This is a genomic window from Pseudomonas sp. S30, from assembly GCF_016518545.1.
Classification (GTDB): Bacteria; Pseudomonadota; Gammaproteobacteria; order Pseudomonadales; family Pseudomonadaceae; genus Aquipseudomonas.
Genome location: NZ_JACVTO010000032.1, coordinates 1 through 17,979, shown reverse-complemented (window position 1 = coordinate 17,979; position 17,979 = coordinate 1). Strand labels below are relative to the sequence as shown.

At 66.4% G+C, this 17,979-nt stretch carries 16 protein-coding genes and 2 pseudogenes; 6 read left to right on the top strand and 12 right to left on the bottom strand.

All coding sequences use genetic code 11. From position 1 onward, the window contains the following. Positions 1–98: 98 nt before the first annotated feature. Positions 99–1,034, top strand: a complete 936-nt coding sequence (locus tag IAE34_RS23430) for a LysR substrate-binding domain-containing protein (RefSeq protein WP_200141339.1) — start codon at positions 99–101, stop codon at positions 1,032–1,034. Positions 1,035–1,099: 65 nt separating this feature from the next. Here IAE34_RS23430 and IAE34_RS23425 read toward each other — a convergent pair whose 3' ends face one another. Genes IAE34_RS23425 through IAE34_RS23400 form a run of 6 tightly spaced genes read right to left on the bottom strand, consistent with a single transcriptional unit; the run spans position 1,100 to position 5,753 of the window. After that, positions 1,100–1,756 (bottom strand): hypothetical protein, encoded by a 657-nt coding sequence (locus IAE34_RS23425; RefSeq protein ID WP_200141338.1) that lies wholly within the window; start codon positions 1,754–1,756, stop codon positions 1,100–1,102. Then, complete coding sequence (locus IAE34_RS23420; protein ID WP_233631331.1) at positions 1,753–3,210, bottom strand: M48 family metallopeptidase; 1,458 nt, start codon at positions 3,208–3,210, stop codon at positions 1,753–1,755. The genes IAE34_RS23425 and IAE34_RS23420 overlap by 4 nt, the downstream gene beginning before the upstream one ends. Before the next feature lie 36 nt (positions 3,211–3,246). Next, the gene (locus IAE34_RS23415; protein WP_200141337.1) at positions 3,247–3,909 is read right to left on the bottom strand and encodes a hypothetical protein; all 663 of its coding nucleotides are present in this window, start codon (positions 3,907–3,909) and stop codon (positions 3,247–3,249) included. Continuing rightward, positions 3,902–4,552: a hypothetical protein gene (locus IAE34_RS23410; protein ID WP_200141336.1), complete on the bottom strand. Its 651-nt coding sequence runs from the start codon at positions 4,550–4,552 to the stop codon at positions 3,902–3,904. The genes IAE34_RS23415 and IAE34_RS23410 overlap by 8 nt, the downstream gene beginning before the upstream one ends. Before the next feature lie 60 nt (positions 4,553–4,612). Further along, the gene (locus tag IAE34_RS23405; RefSeq protein ID WP_200141335.1) at positions 4,613–5,278 is read right to left on the bottom strand and encodes a hypothetical protein; all 666 of its coding nucleotides are present in this window, start codon (positions 5,276–5,278) and stop codon (positions 4,613–4,615) included. Between the two features lie 31 nt (positions 5,279–5,309). Beyond that, a complete protein-coding gene (locus IAE34_RS23400; RefSeq protein WP_200141334.1) occupies positions 5,310–5,753 on the bottom strand; it encodes a hypothetical protein in 444 nt (147 codons plus the stop codon). Between the two features lie 180 nt (positions 5,754–5,933). Between IAE34_RS23400 and IAE34_RS23395 the strand changes: the two genes are divergently transcribed. Next, positions 5,934–6,878, top strand: a complete 945-nt coding sequence (locus IAE34_RS23395) for a helix-turn-helix transcriptional regulator (protein ID WP_200141333.1) — start codon at positions 5,934–5,936, stop codon at positions 6,876–6,878. 10 nt (positions 6,879–6,888) lie between these two features. Here the strand turns inward: IAE34_RS23395 and IAE34_RS23390 are convergent, their stop codons facing one another. Further along, positions 6,889–7,623, bottom strand: coding sequence for a GntR family transcriptional regulator (locus IAE34_RS23390; protein WP_200141332.1), 735 nt, complete (start codon positions 7,621–7,623; stop codon positions 6,889–6,891). Between the two features lie 125 nt (positions 7,624–7,748). On the opposite strand from IAE34_RS23390, the gene IAE34_RS23385 reads away from it, so the two are divergent. The 3 genes from IAE34_RS23385 (at position 7,749) to IAE34_RS23375 (ending at position 11,876) form a co-directional block, all read left to right on the top strand. Beyond that, complete coding sequence (locus IAE34_RS23385; protein ID WP_200141331.1) at positions 7,749–9,104, top strand: class-II fumarase/aspartase family protein; 1,356 nt, start codon at positions 7,749–7,751, stop codon at positions 9,102–9,104. Positions 9,105–9,170: 66 nt separating this feature from the next. Then, positions 9,171–10,472, top strand: coding sequence for a C4-dicarboxylate transporter DctA (gene dctA, locus IAE34_RS23380; RefSeq protein WP_200141330.1), 1,302 nt, complete (start codon positions 9,171–9,173; stop codon positions 10,470–10,472). 15 nt (positions 10,473–10,487) lie between these two features. After that, positions 10,488–11,876, top strand: a complete 1,389-nt coding sequence (locus IAE34_RS23375) for a class II fumarate hydratase (protein WP_200141329.1) — start codon at positions 10,488–10,490, stop codon at positions 11,874–11,876. Between the two features lie 18 nt (positions 11,877–11,894). On the opposite strand, the gene IAE34_RS24850 is transcribed toward IAE34_RS23375, so the two are convergent. Together IAE34_RS24850 and IAE34_RS24845 are read right to left on the bottom strand one after the other, a co-directional pair. Beyond that, positions 11,895–12,626: a methyl-accepting chemotaxis protein gene (locus tag IAE34_RS24850; RefSeq protein ID WP_442793246.1), complete on the bottom strand. Its 732-nt coding sequence runs from the start codon at positions 12,624–12,626 to the stop codon at positions 11,895–11,897. Positions 12,627–13,022: 396 nt separating this feature from the next. Continuing rightward, positions 13,023–13,538, bottom strand: a pseudogene (locus IAE34_RS24845) (MCP four helix bundle domain-containing protein); the annotation flags it as partial. Between the two features lie 210 nt (positions 13,539–13,748). Here IAE34_RS24845 and IAE34_RS23365 point away from each other — a divergent pair. After that, a complete protein-coding gene (locus tag IAE34_RS23365; RefSeq protein ID WP_200141327.1) occupies positions 13,749–14,741 on the top strand; it encodes a hypothetical protein in 993 nt (330 codons plus the stop codon). Positions 14,742–14,775: 34 nt separating this feature from the next. Here the strand turns inward: IAE34_RS23365 and IAE34_RS23360 are convergent, their stop codons facing one another. The 3 genes and pseudogenes from IAE34_RS23360 to IAE34_RS24430 form a co-directional block, all read right to left on the bottom strand. Beyond that, positions 14,776–15,807 (bottom strand): PDDEXK nuclease domain-containing protein, encoded by a 1,032-nt coding sequence (locus IAE34_RS23360; protein WP_200141326.1) that lies wholly within the window; start codon positions 15,805–15,807, stop codon positions 14,776–14,778. A gap of 149 nt (positions 15,808–15,956) precedes the next feature. Then, the gene (gene gabP, locus IAE34_RS23355; RefSeq protein ID WP_200141325.1) at positions 15,957–17,348 is read right to left on the bottom strand and encodes a GABA permease; all 1,392 of its coding nucleotides are present in this window, start codon (positions 17,346–17,348) and stop codon (positions 15,957–15,959) included. Between the two features lie 426 nt (positions 17,349–17,774). After that, positions 17,775–17,979: pseudogene (locus IAE34_RS24430) on the bottom strand (hypothetical protein); the annotation flags it as partial.

Here is a 17,979-nt window from a genome sequence, read left to right as displayed (position 1 = left end):
GGCTGGATGATGCGAGGCGCCCGGCATTCTGTGAATTTGCATTTGTGTAAGGCAGCGTTCATAACTGCCGAACGCCATCACCGTGACAGGATCCCCCCATGCATTTCGACCTGGCTGATCTGCGGCTCTTCATTCACATCGGCGAATCGCCGAGCCTGACCCAGGGCGCGCGCCGCGCCTTCCTCTCGCCGGCGGCGGCCAGCGCGCGGATCAAGGCGCTGGAGGCGCAGTTCGAAACGCGCCTGCTGTACCGCGACAGCCGTGGCGTGGAGCTCACGCCCGCCGGGCAGAAGCTGCTCACCCACGCGCGCCTGATCATGCGTCAGGTGGAATACCTGAAGGCCGAGTTCACCCAGTTCGGTACCGATTCGGCCGGGCACATCCGCATTTTCGCCAACACCACGGCGGTCACCGAGTTCCTCCCCGAAGTGCTGGCCGGCTTTCTCGCCGAACGGCCTGGCGTGACGGTGGATCTGCAGGAGCGGCTGTCACGGGACATCGTGCGCGGGGTGCTGGACGGCAGCAGCGACATGGGCATCATCGCCGGTCCCGTGGAAGCGGCAGGCTTGCAGGTGATGCGCTTCAGCACCGACCGCCTGGTGCTGATCGTGCCGGCCGGGCACGAGCTGACCAGGCATCGACAGGTTACGCTGAAACAGACCCTGGCCTACCAGCACATCGGCCTGCACGACGGCAGCACCCTGCTGACCTTCCTGCGCGAACACGTCGAACGCATGGGCCAGACCCTGGCGCTGCGCATCCAGTTGTCCGGCTTCGAAGCCATTTGCCGGATGGTCGAGGCTGGGGTGGGGATCGGCATCATTCCCGAGTCGGCGGCGCGGCGTCACAGCCACACCATGAACCTGGCGACCATCGGCCTGGACGAAGCGTGGGCGGTACGCGAGCGCAGCATTCTGGTGCGCGAGCTGGAGGCGCTGCCCGGTACGGTGAGGGCGTTGATCGCGGCGCTGATGCAGCATGGCAGTGCCGAATCGGCAGCGCCGACGAGCGCGGGGGCAGAGGTGGGGCGGTGATCTCTGCCGCCCGGGACCGCTGGGCGGACCTCGGTGCCCAGGCGCTGTCTGGAAGGCCGAGCGCGTTACCCCTGCCCTCGCAATTTCGCCAGCTCCACCTTGGCCGCTGCGCAGGCACAGTAATCGAGCAGCATGCCCATGACCTGGCGGTTGTCGAGGACCTTGCCCTGATGCGTCAGGCCGAAGAAGGTGCAGATGATCTCGGGCGCCTTGCCAGGCTTGACCTTGGCCTTGGGCAGCCAGGGCCCCAGGGTATTGCGGGTGCCTGGCAGGGCTGCGCCTTCTCTGAGGGTGAGCACGATCTTCATCTGCCGGCCCTCCTTGACGTGCGCCTGTATCAAGTCCAGCAATGACACTTCGCGGTCCAGGCAGACGAATTCGAGGGTGTCGTGGGTCAGGCGCAGCAGCGTGCGCTTGCCGGCATCACGCTGGAGCCACAGGCTGCGCGCCGTCGCCACGGCCAGCAGCAACAGTGCCAGCCCGGCCAGCCAGGCCTTGGCGCTGGTCAGACACCAGCCGCCCAGCACTACCAGAAACACCAGGCTGGTCACGAGGATCATGCGCACCCGCCCGCTTTCGGGCAGCTCGGTGACGGGCGGCACAGCCGCCAGCTGCGCTTCGTGCTCGGCGATCGCGGCCTGGCGCCGGGCGTCCATTCGCTGGTCGAATTCACGGCCCAGCGACTGGGACAGGTGGTCTAGCGAACTTTTGTCAACGCTCATGCGCGTGCTCCTTGAGTGGGGGTGTGGGAGGCGCCCAACAGGCTCTCGAACCAGTGCCGGTCGTTGTCGCTGGGTATGCGGGTGGCGGCCGCCAGCAGTTCGCCGTCTGGCTCGACACGGAGCTGGCGCAGGCGCAGGGCGGTCGGCGGGTGGCTGTCGAACGGATGCGCCAGGGCCTGTTGCAGCACCGGCTCGTCCAGTACCAGTGGATGCAGGCGCAGGTGTTCCTGCCACGCCTGCAACACGTTCGTCCCACCCCGCGACGCCAGCATCGGCTCCAGCGCCTGGTCCAGGGCGATCACGCGCAGCAAAGCCTGGCAGAACACCTGCGGCCCGCTCACCTGCGCGCCGACACGGTCGGCCTCCAGTTCCTGGGCGCGGCTCCAGTGCTGCACCGCACGCTCGAACTGCTGGAGGAACTGCCCGGCCATCCACAGCGCCGGCCGCTCCAGCCAGGGTGGAGGGCCGTCGTTGTCGGTCAGGTGGGCGTAATGCGCGCACATCAGGCTGAAGTGCGCGGCCAATTCACTGCTGCGCTCGGTGTCCTGGGAGCGGAAATGTCCCAGCTCGTGGCCGATCACCGCGGCGGTCTCGGCCTGGCTCAGCGCGCACAGGGCAGTGAGCGGCAGGTACAGCGTGCGCCCTTGCAGCGCCTGCCCCGAGGGTTGCAGCAGCACCGGCACACTGGTGACGAAGAACGACTGGTCCAGCCCCACGACAAGATGATCCGGCGTCGGCGCTCCGACCTGTTCGGCCAGGCCACGCACCCATGCCCACACCGCCGGGGCCTGCTCCTGGCTCAGCGTGCGCCCCAAGAAACTCGACGAGGGCGACTCCAGCAGTGTCCACTGCCGCCGCAGGCGGTCGATCATCACCACGCCGGCACAGATCATCGACACCATCGACAGCACGATGATCAGCGCGCTCAGCCCGCCTTGCCTGAAGTTGCTGTAGCCCCAACTGATCTCGTACAGCAGCGCCAGCCCCAGCGAGGCGACCAGCAGGCCGGTGTAGCCGATCAGGCAACGCCCCAGCACGTGCCAACTGCGGGCCAGCCGCTGCTCCAGGAACGCCTGGGACAGCCGTGCTCGCCAGGCATCGATGCGGATCTTCAGCCAGGTGCCGATGCCGGCCAGCAGCGCCGCGACGGCCAGCCAGTAGGCCAGCTCGCCCAGCAACGCACGCAGGTGCAGGGACCCGGCGTCGGCGTCGACCTGATCGATCTGTCGCTGGAAGTCCCGGGCGCGGTCCTCCGGGCGGATCACTTCATTGCGTTCGCGCGCCGACAGCTGCGCGAGCAAGGCGTCGTCAGGCGCGTCGATCCACTGGCGCATGATGTCGGCGGTCTGTAGATCGCGGTTGGCCCGCCAGGCTTGCTGGGACGTCCAGGCCATCAGCAACAGGGGCAGCAGGATCACGGGCAATGCCCACCACACACGCTTGGTCAGATTCAAGAAGGTGTCTCCCGACCGGATGAGTCGACATGAAGGTCAAGGTGCAGCGCCGTAGCGCTGAACCTGGGGAAAAAGCTGGGCCAGGGTGTGCCGCGCCTGCGCCGCTTCCAGATAGGCGTACAGCAGGTCCTTGAGGGCGTGCAGTTCGAGGCGCTGGCCGTCCACCGTCGCGTTGCACAGCCACAGGTCCAGGCCCAGCCCGCCAGCGACAGGACTGGCATCGGGCGCCCTGAGCGACTTGAAGCAGGGCGGTCGCAGGGCCGGTGCCTGGGCGAAGCCCGCCACCCAGTACGTCAGGCGCAGGCGCACGAAGCCTTGGTCCAGTTCGAAGCCCGAGAAACCGTGCAGCGGTGCCGGCCCGTTGGCGTTGCTGAAGGTCACGCTGTCGGGTGTCAGGACCAGGATGCACTGGCCATGGCGCCGCCGCAGCGCATCCGCCAGCCACAGCAGCCCGGCACCGGCCGCGACCAGCAGCAGTGCGACGATCCAGGCGGTCAGCAAGGCAGGCCTGGCCGGTGAGGCGCCGATCAGCGCCATCAGCCACAGCAGCCAGACGCCCAGTGCGATCACCAACGTACCGCCAATGGCGCAGGCCAGGGCCTTGCCCAAGGCATGCTCACGCACCTCCACCCGCCCGGTCGGGCCTACGGCCGCAGCCTGCAAGGTATCCAGGTGCGCAGCGCGCGCCGCCTCATCCATCGGCCTGCAACATCTCGAGCTGGCGCTGGGCACACGCGGCATCACGGTAGGCTTCGAGCAGGGTGGCCATCTCGCGGGCCGAGACCTTGCGGCCATTGCTCATCAAGCCGGCGGACATGATGCGGATGCTCGGCTCGTCCTTGTCGACCACCGCCTGGTCGGCGAAGAACGCCATGTGTCGCACACGGTGGGACGGCAGGACGGCATCGCCGCTCATCGTCAGCTCCTGGGCGGTGATCAGGCCCTCTTCCTTGACCACGATGTCTTCGACATCGGCCAACTGGAACGGCGCCGACAGCGTGTCGACCCAGCCTTCGCGGCGGGTCAGGCGCATGAACACCTGGGTGCCCGAGTGGCGGTGCTGCCAGAACAGCGTCACGCCGAACAGCACCAGGGCCACGGCGCACAGCGTGACGAGCAGCTTGCCAGTGGACAGGCCGAAGAACACGCCGCCGAGCGAGGCCAGCGCCACCAGCGGCCCCCAGACCTTGTAGCGGTTGGAATTGGTGAATTCGGTCTGCTCGGGCACCCGCTCGGCGGTCTGCCGCAGGGCGGCGAGCACGCGGTCGCGCTGCCCGTCGCGGGACTGTTCATAGGCGGCGCTGTTCGAGGCAGATGGCTCGGATCGATCAGGGATGGTCACGGCAAGATTCTCTGTAGAACGGATAAGGGCGATGGCGACCCACGCGGGGTCGCCCGGGCGTCATCCCTGACGCTGCAACAGGTCCAGTTGGCGCTGGGCGCGCGCGGCATCGCGGTAGGCCGCCAGCAGGGCGCCCATTTCCTCGAACTGCACCCGACGCCCGCCGGTCATCAGCCCGGCGGACATAATGCGGATGTGCTTGCGCGGCTTGTTCAGGGCCATGGCCTGGTTGCCGAACAGCTGGAATTTCGCGGCGCGGTGAGTTGGCAGCACGGCAGCCTCGCTCAGGTCGAGTTTCTGCAGCAGCAACTGGCCCTCGTCCTTGACGAGAATGTCCTCGACCTCCGCCAGGTCCACCGGCGCGGACAAGGTATCGACCCACAGCTCACGACGGGTCAGGCGCATGAACACCTGGGTGCCAGCATTGCGGTGCTGCCAGGACATGACCGCGAACAGCACCGCCATGATCACACCGAGCCAGATCAAGCCCTTGCTGCCGGTGCTCAGCCCACCCACGGCGATCGCCAGGCTGCCCAGCAGCAGGATCGGCCCCCAGATCTTGAAGCGCCGGCTGTTGGTGAACTCCAACTGCTCGGGCACCTGCTCGACGATCTGGCGCAACTCGGCGATCACCTGCTCACGCTGGGCGGCCTGGGATTGGTCGTATTCGGCGCCGAGCGAATCGGACAACGCGTTCAGCGAATGGGGTTGGTCGGGCGTGCTCATGGGCAAGGCTCTCGGCAAAAAGGGGTGGTGATCAGTTCTTCTGGTTCAGGTAGTCGGTGAGAAACGCCTGGGCGTTGCCCTGCTCGGACAAAGCCTGGGAGTAGCCCAGCTTCAGTGCCTGGGCTTCACCCGGCAGGTACAGTTCGCTGGCGGCCCAGCTGTCCGAGCCCTGGATCACCAGGGCGGCGAACTTCTGGCCCTCGACGGTGGTGTAGTAGCGGGTGGCCTTGTCGGTCTTCTCGACCTTCATCTTCTGGATGCGCATGTTCCAGTCGTGGTCCACGCCCTCGACCTGCACCAGCGCCTCGTTGGCGCTGCGCTCGCCGATGCGCAGGGTCCACACCTTCACGCCTTGCTCGCCGGCATAGGCCACCACCTTGTCGGCCACCGGCGGGCGTTCCTCGGCGTGGGCCATGCCCATGAACAGGGCAGCGGAAGCGACCAGGGCGGCTGCCCAGTTGCGATACGTCAGCATGTTTGCGTTCCTCGAAGCTCAAAAGTGCAATATTGAAGTGGACCCTCGGGGAACTGCCAAGGCATCTGGCCGTCTCTCACAACTAACGGCCCGCCATTCACAACGGCTGACGTCGAAGATGTGGACGCGTTAACATGGCGCACCGCGTCGACCACCTCCCTTGCCGGACGCGCATGCACCATGGACCACCTGAACCCGTACCTGGACACTCACTTCAGCTTCGACAGCCCGTCATCCCTGGCGCAGGCCGGCGTGTTCGATCGGCGGGCGGCGCAGGTCATGGGCAGCGCCATCGGCCACTACCATGCGCACACGGTGCGCGAGCACCTGCAGTACTTCGACTGCGACCTGCAGTTCCCCGAGCCGCTGCGCATCGAGAAGGTGCTGCCGGACAGCCTGTGCGTGGTCCAGGTGCTGGACGGCCAGTGGCAGCACCGCATCGACGGTCGGCTCAACAGCTACACCACCGGAACGCCGCACGTACTGGGCCTGGGCGAGCGCATGCAGGCGGTCGATACCCTGGCGGCGGGCAGCCATGCGCGCATGGCCGGGCTGCGCGTGGCCGGTGGCTACCTGCGCGAACTGGCCGATGAAGACCCGAGCCTTCGCGCGCTGGTGGAGCTGCTCGACGACGGCATGACCTTCGCCGCCCTGCCCACCTGCCCCATCGTCGGCCGGCTGCTCGAACAGCTCTACCACTCGCCGTACCACGGCCCGCTCAAGCGCCTGCATCAGGAAAGCCTGAGCCTGGCGGTGCTGGTGGAACTGGCGGCTCACGTGGCTGGGCGCACGGCACCGGCCGACGAGGCCGTGCGTGGGCAACTGGACCTGGCCCACGAGGCGCGGCGCCTGCTCGATGCGCAGTTGGCCGAACCGCCCACCGTACTGGACCTGGCGCGGCACCTGGGGGTAGGCGAAACCACCCTGCGCCGCGCCTTCGCCAAGGTGTTCGGGCAATCGATGCTGCAGTACCTGCGCCAGCAGCGCATGGAGCTGGCGCGCACGCTGCTGCTGCAACGCAAGTGGCAGGTGGCGCAGATCGCCTATCGCCTGGGCTATGCCAACCCGGCCAATTTCAGCAACGCCTACAAGGCCTATCACGGCCACCCGCCGGGCATGGCGTGAAGCGTGTCGCTCAGTGCCGGGCGCGGGTCATGCGCATCACCAGGGTGAAGCGGTCACGCGGATAGACGGTCTCGGACACTGAAATGATCTCGCCGTCCTGATCGCGATACTGGCGGATGATGTTCAGCCCCAGGTCGCCGCTCGGCGCTCCCAGGCTCGCGCACAAGGGCGCCGAGAGCTGCACCGGGCTCACCTCCTGATCCACCGACTCGATGCTGCGGGCGAAGGCCTTGCCGATCAGCGCCGCGATCAGCTCGCCTGGATGCGCCTCGGCCTCGGCCACCACGCTGGCGAAACGCTGCTCGGCGTACACGTCGGTCCAGCACAGCGGATGACGCCGCTCACCGCTTTCCACCTTGATGCTCGACACACAGAAGTAATGCCCGCCCGGAGTGAGTCCCAGGCGCTTGGCCAGGGCGATGTCGGCCACGAAATGACGCACGCCCTGGATCTCCCGCACGTGCGACTCGGCCACCTGGACCAGGTCGGTGATCGAGTCGATGGCCTGGGAATAGCCGCTGCGCGGCGCCGCCGCCTCGACCCGTGTGCCCACCTTGCGTCGCCGCGAGACCATGCCCTGGCCTTGCAGGCGGTCGATGGCCACACGCACCGTGTGCCGCCCTACCCCGTACAACTCGCACAGTTCCAGCTCGGTGGGCAGCAGCGAGCCGACCGGATGATCGCCGCGGGCGATCTTGTCGGTGAGGTCTTGGGCGATGTCGGTGTAGCGGCCACGGGTGCTCATTGACGGCTCATGTTCGGGGACGGAGGAGGGTTGACAGTGTATCAAATGTGGCAGACCATTTTGTTCGGATGTATTAATTAAGTTCGAGTTAAATCGAACAAATGACGAACAATAAAGGATCCGCCATGTCCACCACCGTCTTCGACTCCGCCCTGTTCCGCGACATGTTCGGCACGGCCGAAATGCGTGAAGTGTTCTCGGACCGGGCGCTGATCGAGCGTTACATCGAAGTCGAGATCGCCCTGGCGCGCGCCGAAGCCCGCTGCGGCGTGATTCCAAATGCCGCCGCCGAGCAGATCGCTGCCAACGCTCGCTACGCTTCCCTGGACCTTGCGTTGATGCAGCACGAAACCGAGATCGTCGGCTACCCGATCCTGCCGCTGGTGGAGCAGTTGTCCAGCATCTGCGGGGAAGCGGGCCGCTACGTGCACTGGGGCGCCACCACCCAGGACATCATGGACACCGCCGTGGTGTTGCAGGTGCGCGCCGCGCTGGCCATCGTCGAGCGCGACATCCAGGCCGTGCGCGGCCTGCTCGCCGGGCTCGCACAGCGCTACCGCGACACGCCCATGGCCGGTCGCACGCACTTGCAGCATGCCCTGCCGATCACCTTCGGCTACAAGTGCGCGGTCTGGCTGAGCATGTTCGACCGCCACGCCGAGCGCCTGGTGGAGCTTCGCCCGCGGGTCGAAGTGGGCCAGTTCGCCGGTGCCGCCGGCACACTCGCCTCGCTGGGCGAAAAAGGCCTGGAGGTTCAGCAGGCGCTGATGGCCGAGCTGGGCCTGGGCGTGCCCCAGGCCACCTGGCACGTGGCCCGCGACGGGCTGGCCGAGACCCTGAACTTCCTCGGCCTGGTCAGCGGTTCGCTGGGCAAGGTGGCGCTGGATGTGATGATGATGATGACCAGCGAGCTGGGCGAAGCCTACGAGCCCTTCGTCAAGGGCCGCGGCGCCAGCAGCACCATGCCGCAGAAACGCAACCCCATCTCCTGCGAGCTGATGTATGCCGCCGCCAAGGGCGTGCGCCAGCAGGCCGGGCTGATGCTCGATGCGATGATCCAGGACTTCGAGCGCTCCACCGGCCCCTGGCAGGCCGAGTGGATCGCCATTCCCGAGGCGTTCGCCCTCACCGCCGCCTCGCTGGGCCAGGCCAGGTTCATGCTCGCCGGCCTGGAAGTGCGCACCGAGCGCATGCGCCAGAACCTGGACATGACCCGCGGGTTGATCGTCGCCGAGGCGGTGATGATGGGCCTGGCGCCGGAGTTGGGTCGCCAGGTGGCCCACGACGTGGTGTACGCCGCCTGCCGGGTGGCCAACGACGAAGGCGTGAGCCTGCTCGACGCCCTGTTGCGCGATGCCGACGTCAGTGCCCGCCTGCCCCGCGCCGAACTCGAGCGCCTGACCGATCCGGCCAATTACCTGGGCCTGGCACCGCAGATGGTCGACCGCGCATTGGAGCGCCAAGGCCGCGTGCCGCGCTGATGCAAGCGGCGGGCTGCACGCGGCCCGCCAGGTGTTCTCGACAACGACAACAATGAGAATTCGACCATGTCCTCTGCCTCCGCCAAGCCCTTCTACCGCGACCTCACCTTCCAGGTGGTGGCCGCCATGCTCATCGGCATCGCCTTCGGCTTCATCGCCCCGGAGCTGGCCGCCAAGTTCAAGATCCTCGGCGACATCTTCCTCAAGCTGATCAAGACCGCCGTAGCACCGCTGGTGTTCTTCACCGTGGTCCACGGCATCGCCTCGGCCGGCGACATCCGCCGCGTCGGCAAGGTCGGTATCCGCGCGCTCATCTACTTCGAGCTGGTCTCCACCCTGGCCCTGGCCATTGGCCTGGGCTGGGGTAACCTCATCGACATCGGCTCGGGCATGCACGATGCCCACCCCAACAGCGCCACCTCGGCCGCCGCCGCTGCGGCCGTGGTCAAGGGGCATGCGCCGCAGTCGACGCTGGACTTCATCTACGGCATCTTCCCCGACAATTTCGTCGGCGCCTTCGCCGGCGGGCAACTGCTTCAGGTGCTGGTGATCTCGGTGCTGTTCGGCTTCGCCCTGCTGGCGCTCAAGGCCGAGCGCCGGGCCGTGGTGGAGGACGCGCTGAACCGGGTCTCGGAATGCTTCTTCGAGTTCATCAACCTGATCATGAAGCTCGCCCCGCTGGGCGCCTTCGGTTCGGTCGCCTATGCCGTGGGCAGCAACGGCACGGCGGTGCTGATGTCGCTGGCCAACCTGGTGCTGATGTTCTACGTGGCGGTGCTGTTCTTCGTCTTCGTGGTGCTGGGCACGGTGTGTCGGCTGTGCGGTTTCAGCCTGTGGCGTTTCCTCAAGTACATCAAGGACGAGGTGTGCATCGTGCTGGGCACCGCGTCGTCGGAAAGCGCCCTGCCCCGGCTGCTGCAGAAACTGGAGAAGTTCGGCTGCTCCAAGCAGAGCGTCGGCCTGGTGCTGCCCACCGGCTACGCCTTCAACCTGGATGGCACTTCCATCTACATGTCGCTGTGCGTGCTGTTCATCGCCAATGCCTATGGCGTGCCGCTGAGCTGGGAGCAGCAACTGGGCATCATCGCCATCATGCTGGTGACCTCCAAGGGCGCGGCAGCGGTCTCCGGTGGCAGCTTCGTGGTGTTCGCCGCCACCGTCACCGCCATCGGCCACCTGCCGGTCGAGGGGCTGGCGCTGCTGTTCGGGGTGTACCGCTTCATGTCGATGGCCATCGCCACCTGCAACACCATCGGCAATAGTGTGGCCACGGTGGTGGTCGCCAAATGGTCCGGCGAGTTCTGCGAACAGCAGGCCCAGGACGAGTACCAGCGCGTGCTGGGCCGGACCCAGGCAGCGCCACTCTAGGCCGAGGAGAATCCCATGCAGACCCTGCGTATCGAACAGGACGCCTTCGGCCCGGTCGAGATCCCCGCCGACAAATACTGGGGCGCCCAGACCCAGCGTGCCCTGGCCGTGTTCGGCGGCGGCCGGGAGCAGTTTCCGCCCGCCCTGCTGCGTGCCTTCGGCCAGCACAAGCGCGCCTGCGCCCGCGCCAATCGGCAACTGGGCGTGCTGGACCCGGCGCTGGCCGAGGCGATCGAACAGGCCGCCGAGGAATTGGCCAACGGCCGCTTCGACGACCACTTCCCGTTGACCCTGTGGCAGACCGGCTCCGGCACCCAGACCAACATGAACGCCAACGAAGTGATCGCCAACCGTGCCAACGAACGGCTCGGGCAGGCCCTGGGCAGCAAGGCCCCGGTGCACCCGAACGACCACGTCAACCGCTCGCAGTCGTCCAACGACAGCTTCCCGACAGTCATGCACCTGTGCACCAGCCTGGCCCTGAGCGGCGAGTTGCTGCCTGCGCTCGAACACCTGCACGGCGGGCTGCTGGACAAGGCGCGGCACTGGCAGGACGTGGTGAAGATCGGTCGCACGCACCTGATGGACGCCGTGCCCATGACCATGGGCCAGGCGTTCGCCAGCTTCGCCGCGCAGATCGCCCTGGGCATCGAGCGCGTGCAGGGCAGCCTGGCGCGGCTCAACCGCCTGCCCCAGGGCGGCACCGCGGTGGGCACCGGGCTGAACGCGCCGCAGGGCTTCGCCCAGGCTTTCTGCAGCGAGTTGTCGGCCCTCACTGGCAGCGTGTTCACGGCCAACCCCTGCGCGTTCGAAGGCATGGGCAGCCATGACGTGTTCGTCGAGGTGTCAGGCGTGCTGAACGTGCTGGCGGTGTCGCTGACCAAGCTGGCCAACGACATTCGCCTGCTCGGCTCGGGACCGCGCTGCGGCCTGGGCGAATTGCAGGTGCCGGACGACGGGCTGACCTCCTCGATCATGCCCGGCAAGCGCAACCCGACCCTGGCCGAGGTGCTGCTGCAGGCCTGCATGCAGGTGATGGGCAATCACACCACGGTGTCGATGGCTGGCGCGTCCAGTCTGTTCGAGCTGAATGTGGCCAAGCCGGTGATCATCCATAACGTGCTGCAATCGATCGCGCTGCTCAGCGACAGCGTGCGGCGCTTCACCGACCGCTTGCTGAGCGGCCTGGAGGTGAACCGCGCGGTACTGGCACGCAACGTCGAAGGCTCGTTGCTGCTGGCCACCGCCTTGAATCCGGTGCTCGGCTACGACCAGGTGGCGCGCATCACCCGCAAGGCGGCGGACGACGACCTGACGCCGCGGCAGGCGGCGCTGGCCCTGGGACTGCTCAGCGAAGAGGCCTACGACCGGTACGTCAGGCCCGAGGACATGGTCGGCCGCTGAGCGCGGCGGGGCTCGTCGTCAGCCCGCTGTCTTGAAGAAGCCCATGCGGCTGCCCAGGGCATCGGCCAGCTCCAGCAGTTCCCGGCTGTCATGAGCCAACCGTGTGGAGCCGGCCTGCACTTCCTGGGAGGCCCCCTGGATGCGCTGGATGTCCTGGCCCAGCAGGTTGGCCGCGGCATCCTGCTGCAAGGACGCGGTGGCGATCTGGTTGTTCATCTGGCTGATCGCCGCCACCTCGCGGCGGATCTCGTTCAGCGAACGCTGGGCCACCTGGGTCCGCTCCACGGTCTCCTGGGCCAGCTCGCGGCTGCTGCCGACGATCTGCGCGGTCTTGCCGGCGCCGGTCTGCAACTTGGCGATCATGCCGCTGATCTCGCGGGTGGATTCCTGGGTGCGGTTGGCCAGCGAGCGCACCTCATCGGCGACGACGGCGAAGCCACGGCCGAACTCACCGGCGCGAGCGGCCTCGATCGCGGCATTGAGCGCCAGCAGGTTGGTGCGTTCGGCGATGGCGTTGATCACTTCGATGATGCCTTCGATGGCCTGGCTGTCGGAGGCCACCTGCAATACCGCCTCGCTGGCCGACTCCAGCACCTCGGCCAACGCCTGCATGGAACTGGCCGTGCCTTCGACCACGGTCTTGCCCGCGTCCACGCCCTGGTCGGCGGCGGCGGAGGCACTCGCGGCGGAGGCGGCGTAGGCGGAAATCTGGTTGATCGCCGTCACCAGCTGGGTCACGGCACTGGCCATCTGCTGGGTGTCGTCGCTCTGCTGCTGCATGCGCCCCTGGTTGGCCACGGCGTTCTGGCTCATGCGGGTGGACGAGGCCACCAGGTCGGCCGCCACCTGGTTGACCTGGGCGACGATATCGGTGAGGTGGCGGTTGGTAGTGCCCAGCGCGCCCATCACGCTGCGCGGGTGCTCGCTGCGCAGGTTGGCGGCGATGCGGCCCTCGGCCAGGCCACGCAGCAGTTGCGCCACTTCTTCGGGCTCGGCGCCCAGGGTCGAGCGGATGCTGCGGATGATCAGCAAGGATGCGACCACGCTGACCAGCGCGGCCAGGGCCGCCGCCCAGAGCATCAGGCCGGCGAAGCCTGAAGCGCTTTCGCGCACTGCCGCGATGTCGTGCACCACGTTCTTTTCCTGGAAGTCGATGAAGGCGTTGATGCTGCGCAGCCATTCCTTGTAGGCCGGCGCCACCTGCGCCAGCAGCAGCGCCTGGGCGTGCTCGAAGTCGCCCTGATGGCGCAGCTCCAGCAGCTGCGCCGTCGCGGCCTGGGCGGCGCGCTCGGCGGCCTGGATCTGCTGTTGCAGACGCTGTTCGTCGGCAGCGGCCTGGGGATCGCCGAGCATCTTGGCCAAGGGGGCAGCGGAGGTCTGGTAGAAGGCGTCCAGTCGCTGGATATCTTGCAGCACGGGCGCCAGCTGGCTCTCGTCGTGAGTGAGCACCGCGTCGCGGATGGCGATGGCCCGGTCATGCACGCTGCCGCGCAGGTTGATCGCGTAGCGCTGCTTGACGGTGGTCTGGCTGCTGACCTGGGTCAGCACGGAGTCGATGCCCCGCACCCGCTGCACGCCGATGGCGGTGACGATCAGCATCAAGCCGACGACCAGTGCGAAGCCGAAAGCCAACCTTTTGGTGATACCGATCTTGCCGAACATGCCGTTCCCCAAAGCTTGAGAGCCAATTGCCAGCATTATCAGCCAATCCGGCCCCACTGCGGGTTAAAACTTGCTATGGACGGGATTGATCGGCCCGATCAGGACCACGTCCTTGCACCGCCTCCACAGATCGACCACCACAGGTTTAATTTGCCACCTGTGACGGTGAAGTCCGATAGTCGTGCTTTCATCGAGCCGATGGGTGCCGTCATGCTGCGATTTCTGCTGTCCATACTGTTCCTGCTGCTGACCCAGACCGCCCTGGCCGCCCCGCAGACGTTGCACCTGGGCCAGGGCAAACCCTATGATTTCCTGGCCTACGCCAACCATCCGCTGCAGGACGCCAGCCTGCCGGTCAGGCAGGCGGTGGTGGTGCTGCACGGCGTGCGTCGCAATGCAGACGACTATTTCCACGCAGGTCAGGCGTTGCTCGACGAGGCGGGCCTGACTGCCCGCGACACCCTGCTCCTGGCACCGAAGTTCCTCACCCCGGCCGACCCCCACACCGATACCGACCTGCCGCTGTGGCCCAAGTCGCAATGGATGCACGGCACCGAGTCGCAAGGCGGGCGAACCGGCATCCCCGCGTTCGGCGTGCTCGACGATCTGCTGGCCTACCTCGGCGACCGCCAGCGTTTCCCCGTGCTAGAGGACATCCTCGTGATCGGCCACTCGGCCGGTGGACAGCTGTTGCAGCGCTACACGCTGCTCGGCAGCGGCGATCAGGGCTTCGAACAGCGCGGTATCCACGTGCGCTACCTGGTTTCCAGCCCGTCTTCCTACCTCTACCTGGACGATAACCGCCTGCAAGACGGTGTGTTCCGCCCGCTTTCCGGCACCTCATGTCCCGACTACGACCGTTATCGCTACGGCCTGGAACAGGCGCCGGCCTACTTCGCCCATCAGGGCCTGGACACGGTCCAGGTGCTCCGACGCTATGCCGCCCGGGACGTGACCTACATGATCGGCCAGCGCGACAACAATCCTGGGGACCGGGTGATGGACAAGGCCTGCGGCGCAATGGCGCAAGGTCCCACCCGCCTGGCCCGTCAACGCGCCTACCTGCGCTACGAGGCCTTCCTGGCGCAGCGGTGGCAGACGCCCGTGAATCACCCGCACTTCGAAGTCGAAGGTGTCGGGCATGACGAATCGCGGCTGCTCACGGCACTGCCGGTGGTCAAGACGGTGCAGGCCTCGCCGTGAGCCACGGGCCGCAGCCGGTGGACCGGCCGGAGGGTCACTCCTCGCCCGCATCCAGGGCGTAGAACTCCTGCAACTTGGCCTGCAAAAGCGCCTTGTCCGGCAGGTGGGTCTGGTACTCGGCCACCAGCGCAGGCGACAGGCTGCGGTTGAGCGCATACTCGACTACCTCGTCGTGCTTGCTGGCGCACAGCAGCACGCCGATCGCAGGGTTCTCGTGAGGTTTGCGCACGGTGCGGTCCAGTGCCTCCAGGTAGAAGTCCAGCTTGCCCAGGTACTCGGGCTCGAATCGCCCGACCTTGAGCTCCACCGCCACCAGGCAGTTGAGGCCGCGGTGGAACAACAGCAGGTCCAGGGCGAAGTCGCGCCCTCCTACCTGCAACGGATACTCGGCACCGACGAAGCAGAAGTCGCGCCCCAGCTCGACCAGAAATGCCTTGAGGCGGTGCAGCAGGCCCCTGCGCAGGTCGGTTTCGGCATGGGACTCGGGCAGGCCGAGAAACTCCAGCATATAGGCATCGCGAAACACCGACAGGGCCTGCGGATGAGCCTCGGCCAATGTCGCCGAGGCCTTGACCGGGTCGGTGACGCTGCGTTCGAACAGTGCGGTACGCATCTGGCGTTCCAGCTCGCGGCTGGACCAACCTTCGCGAATTGTCATCCTCAGGTAGAACTCGCGCTCCTCTGGATGCCGGCTTTGAGTGAGGATGGTGAGGTTCTGTGTCCAGGGCAATTGTGTCAGCAGTGCTGACACTTTCTCGTCGTGACGGTAGGCCTCGAAGAACTGGCGCATGCGGAACAGGTTACGCCGAGTGAACCCACGCAACCCAGGCTGCGTGCGCGCCAGATGCGCGGCCAGCTGACTGACCACCGCATCGCCCCACTCGGCGCTCTCGATCTTGCGGCTGATGTAGGCGCCCACCTGCCAATACAGTTCGATCAACTGCGTGTTGACGGCTTGCAGGCAGCGTTGGCGCGCCGAGTGGATCAGCGTGACCACTTCGGCGAAGCGGTCTTCGCTGGCGGCTGGGGAGGCAGGGGATTGGCGCGTGGGACGCAGGTCGGACATGGTGATACTCCTGGCATGAACACAAGCCAGGAAGCCTATCCAAAGGAGCCAGAGCCGCGCTGTCGGACCGCTCCGAGCGACCTGTCATAAACGACACAGGGGCGCTCGGTAAAAGCGCCCCTGTTCATCGCCTGTTACACCTGCCTGCGTCAGCCCAGGGACCGGGCGACCACCTTGCGACTGTGTCCGCGTGTGGTGACGATGCCCAGGAAGGAAATGAGGATCGCCAGGCTCAGGGTCGCGCTCACTTCCGCCCGGTGCGCTTCGGTGAACATCATCACCGCCAGTGCGCAACCGATGAACACGATCACGCCCCAGGTCAGCCAGGGGAACAGCCACATGCGGAACTTGAGCTGCGTACTCTCGCGTTCGAGACGGCGGCGCATGCGCAGCTGCGAAATGGCGATCACCAGGTACACCAGCAGGGCGATGGCACCGGAGCTGGCGAGCAGGAACTCGAACACGCCCTTGGGGGCGAAGTAGTTGAGGATGGCGATCGACGCGCCGATCAAGGTACTGCCGAATACCGCCGCACGTGGCACGCCCGCCTTGGAGGTATGCTTGAACATGCTCGGGGCATCGCCGCGCCTGGCCAGCGAGAACATCATGCGCGAGGCGATGTAGATCGACGAGTTCATGCAACTGGTCACAGCCACCAGCACCACCAGGTCGACCATGAACGCGGCGTTGGGCACGTTCATGATTTCCAGCGCGCGCTGGTAGGAGCCCACCACGGCCAGTTGCGGATCGTTCCAGGGCACCACGGAGATGATCACGAAGATCGACAGGATATAGAAGGTACTGATGCGCCAGATCACCGAGCGAGTGGCCTTGGCGATGTTGCGCGACGGGTCGCTGGACTCGGAGGCCGCGATGGTCACCGCTTCGGTGCCGATGAAGCTGAACATCACGGTGATGAAGGCGCCGATCACCGCCGACCAGCCGTTCGGGGCGAAGCCGCCGTGCTCGGCCATCAGCGTGCTCAGCCCGCTGACTTCGTGTTCGGGCAGCCAGCCCATCAGCGCCGCGAAGCCCAGGCCGATGAAACCGAGGATGGCGGTGACCTTGAGGATGGCGAACCAGAACTCGAACTCACCGTACTTGGCCACGCTGAACAGGTTGGTGCAGGCCAGCAAAAGCACGCTAGCCAGGGCGAAGATCCAACTGTCCACCTGCGGGAACCAGGCGTTGAGCACATGCCCGGCGGCGAGCGCCTCGATGGGAATCACCAGCACCCAGAACCACCAGTACAACCAGCCGATGGTGTAACCGGCCCAGCGGCCGATGGCCTGGTCGGCGTAGGTGGAAAACGAGCCGGTGTCGGGATGGGCCACGGCCATCTCGCCGAGCATGCGCATGACCAGCACCACCAGGGTGCCGGCGACGAAATAGGAAACGATGGTGGCGGGCCCGGCCGCGGCGATCGCGTGTCCGGAGCCGACGAACAGTCCTGCGCCGATGATGCCCGCGATGGACAGCATCGTTACATGACGTGGCTTGAAACCTTGAGCAAGGTTGCCATCAGTACCCACGGTGTTCATTGATATTGTTCTCTTTTTGCTGACACAAGTAAGGACGGGCAGGCGTAGGCGAAAATAGCTCCTTGGAAATCCATGGATGGACACCGTGATCGCGCACTGTTGTTGATGTTCGGCGCGGGTTGCAAAGCGGTGAACGGGCGGTTCGGGCTTCATTTAAGCCGCGTGGGGCCAGGGCTAGTTACACGAGAACGCCGCACAACTGTTCGATCACGACAGCGCTTTTCCAGGCGCGCCAGATGTCGCGAATGGCATGCCTGATCGCGTCATGGGCCGCCCCGGCGCCTATGTTTTTCGCCCCAGGTGTGATGACGGTGAGCAGGGGCCGGTGCGCGTGGGTTGCATGCCCCGCTCGAACGATTAAGTTGGAGCCTCGAGAGCGAGCGTGGCCGAAGTCACTCGTCCTCACCCTGCAGGGGGCATTCATGTTCATGGCCGGTCAGCAAGATGGGTGTCACAGGGGATTTCCTTCTCCGGGGTCGAGGTTTGTACTTCGGTCTTTCGCCGCCGGGTAGAGATGCGTTTCTTTCTCTCAGGGCGCTTGCCTGGGCGAGCCTGCCAGAGGTACGCGTTTTCACGCAACCGCTCCTGAATGTGCGGCGGGTGGTCGTCGATGGTGGTGAGTGCGGGGATG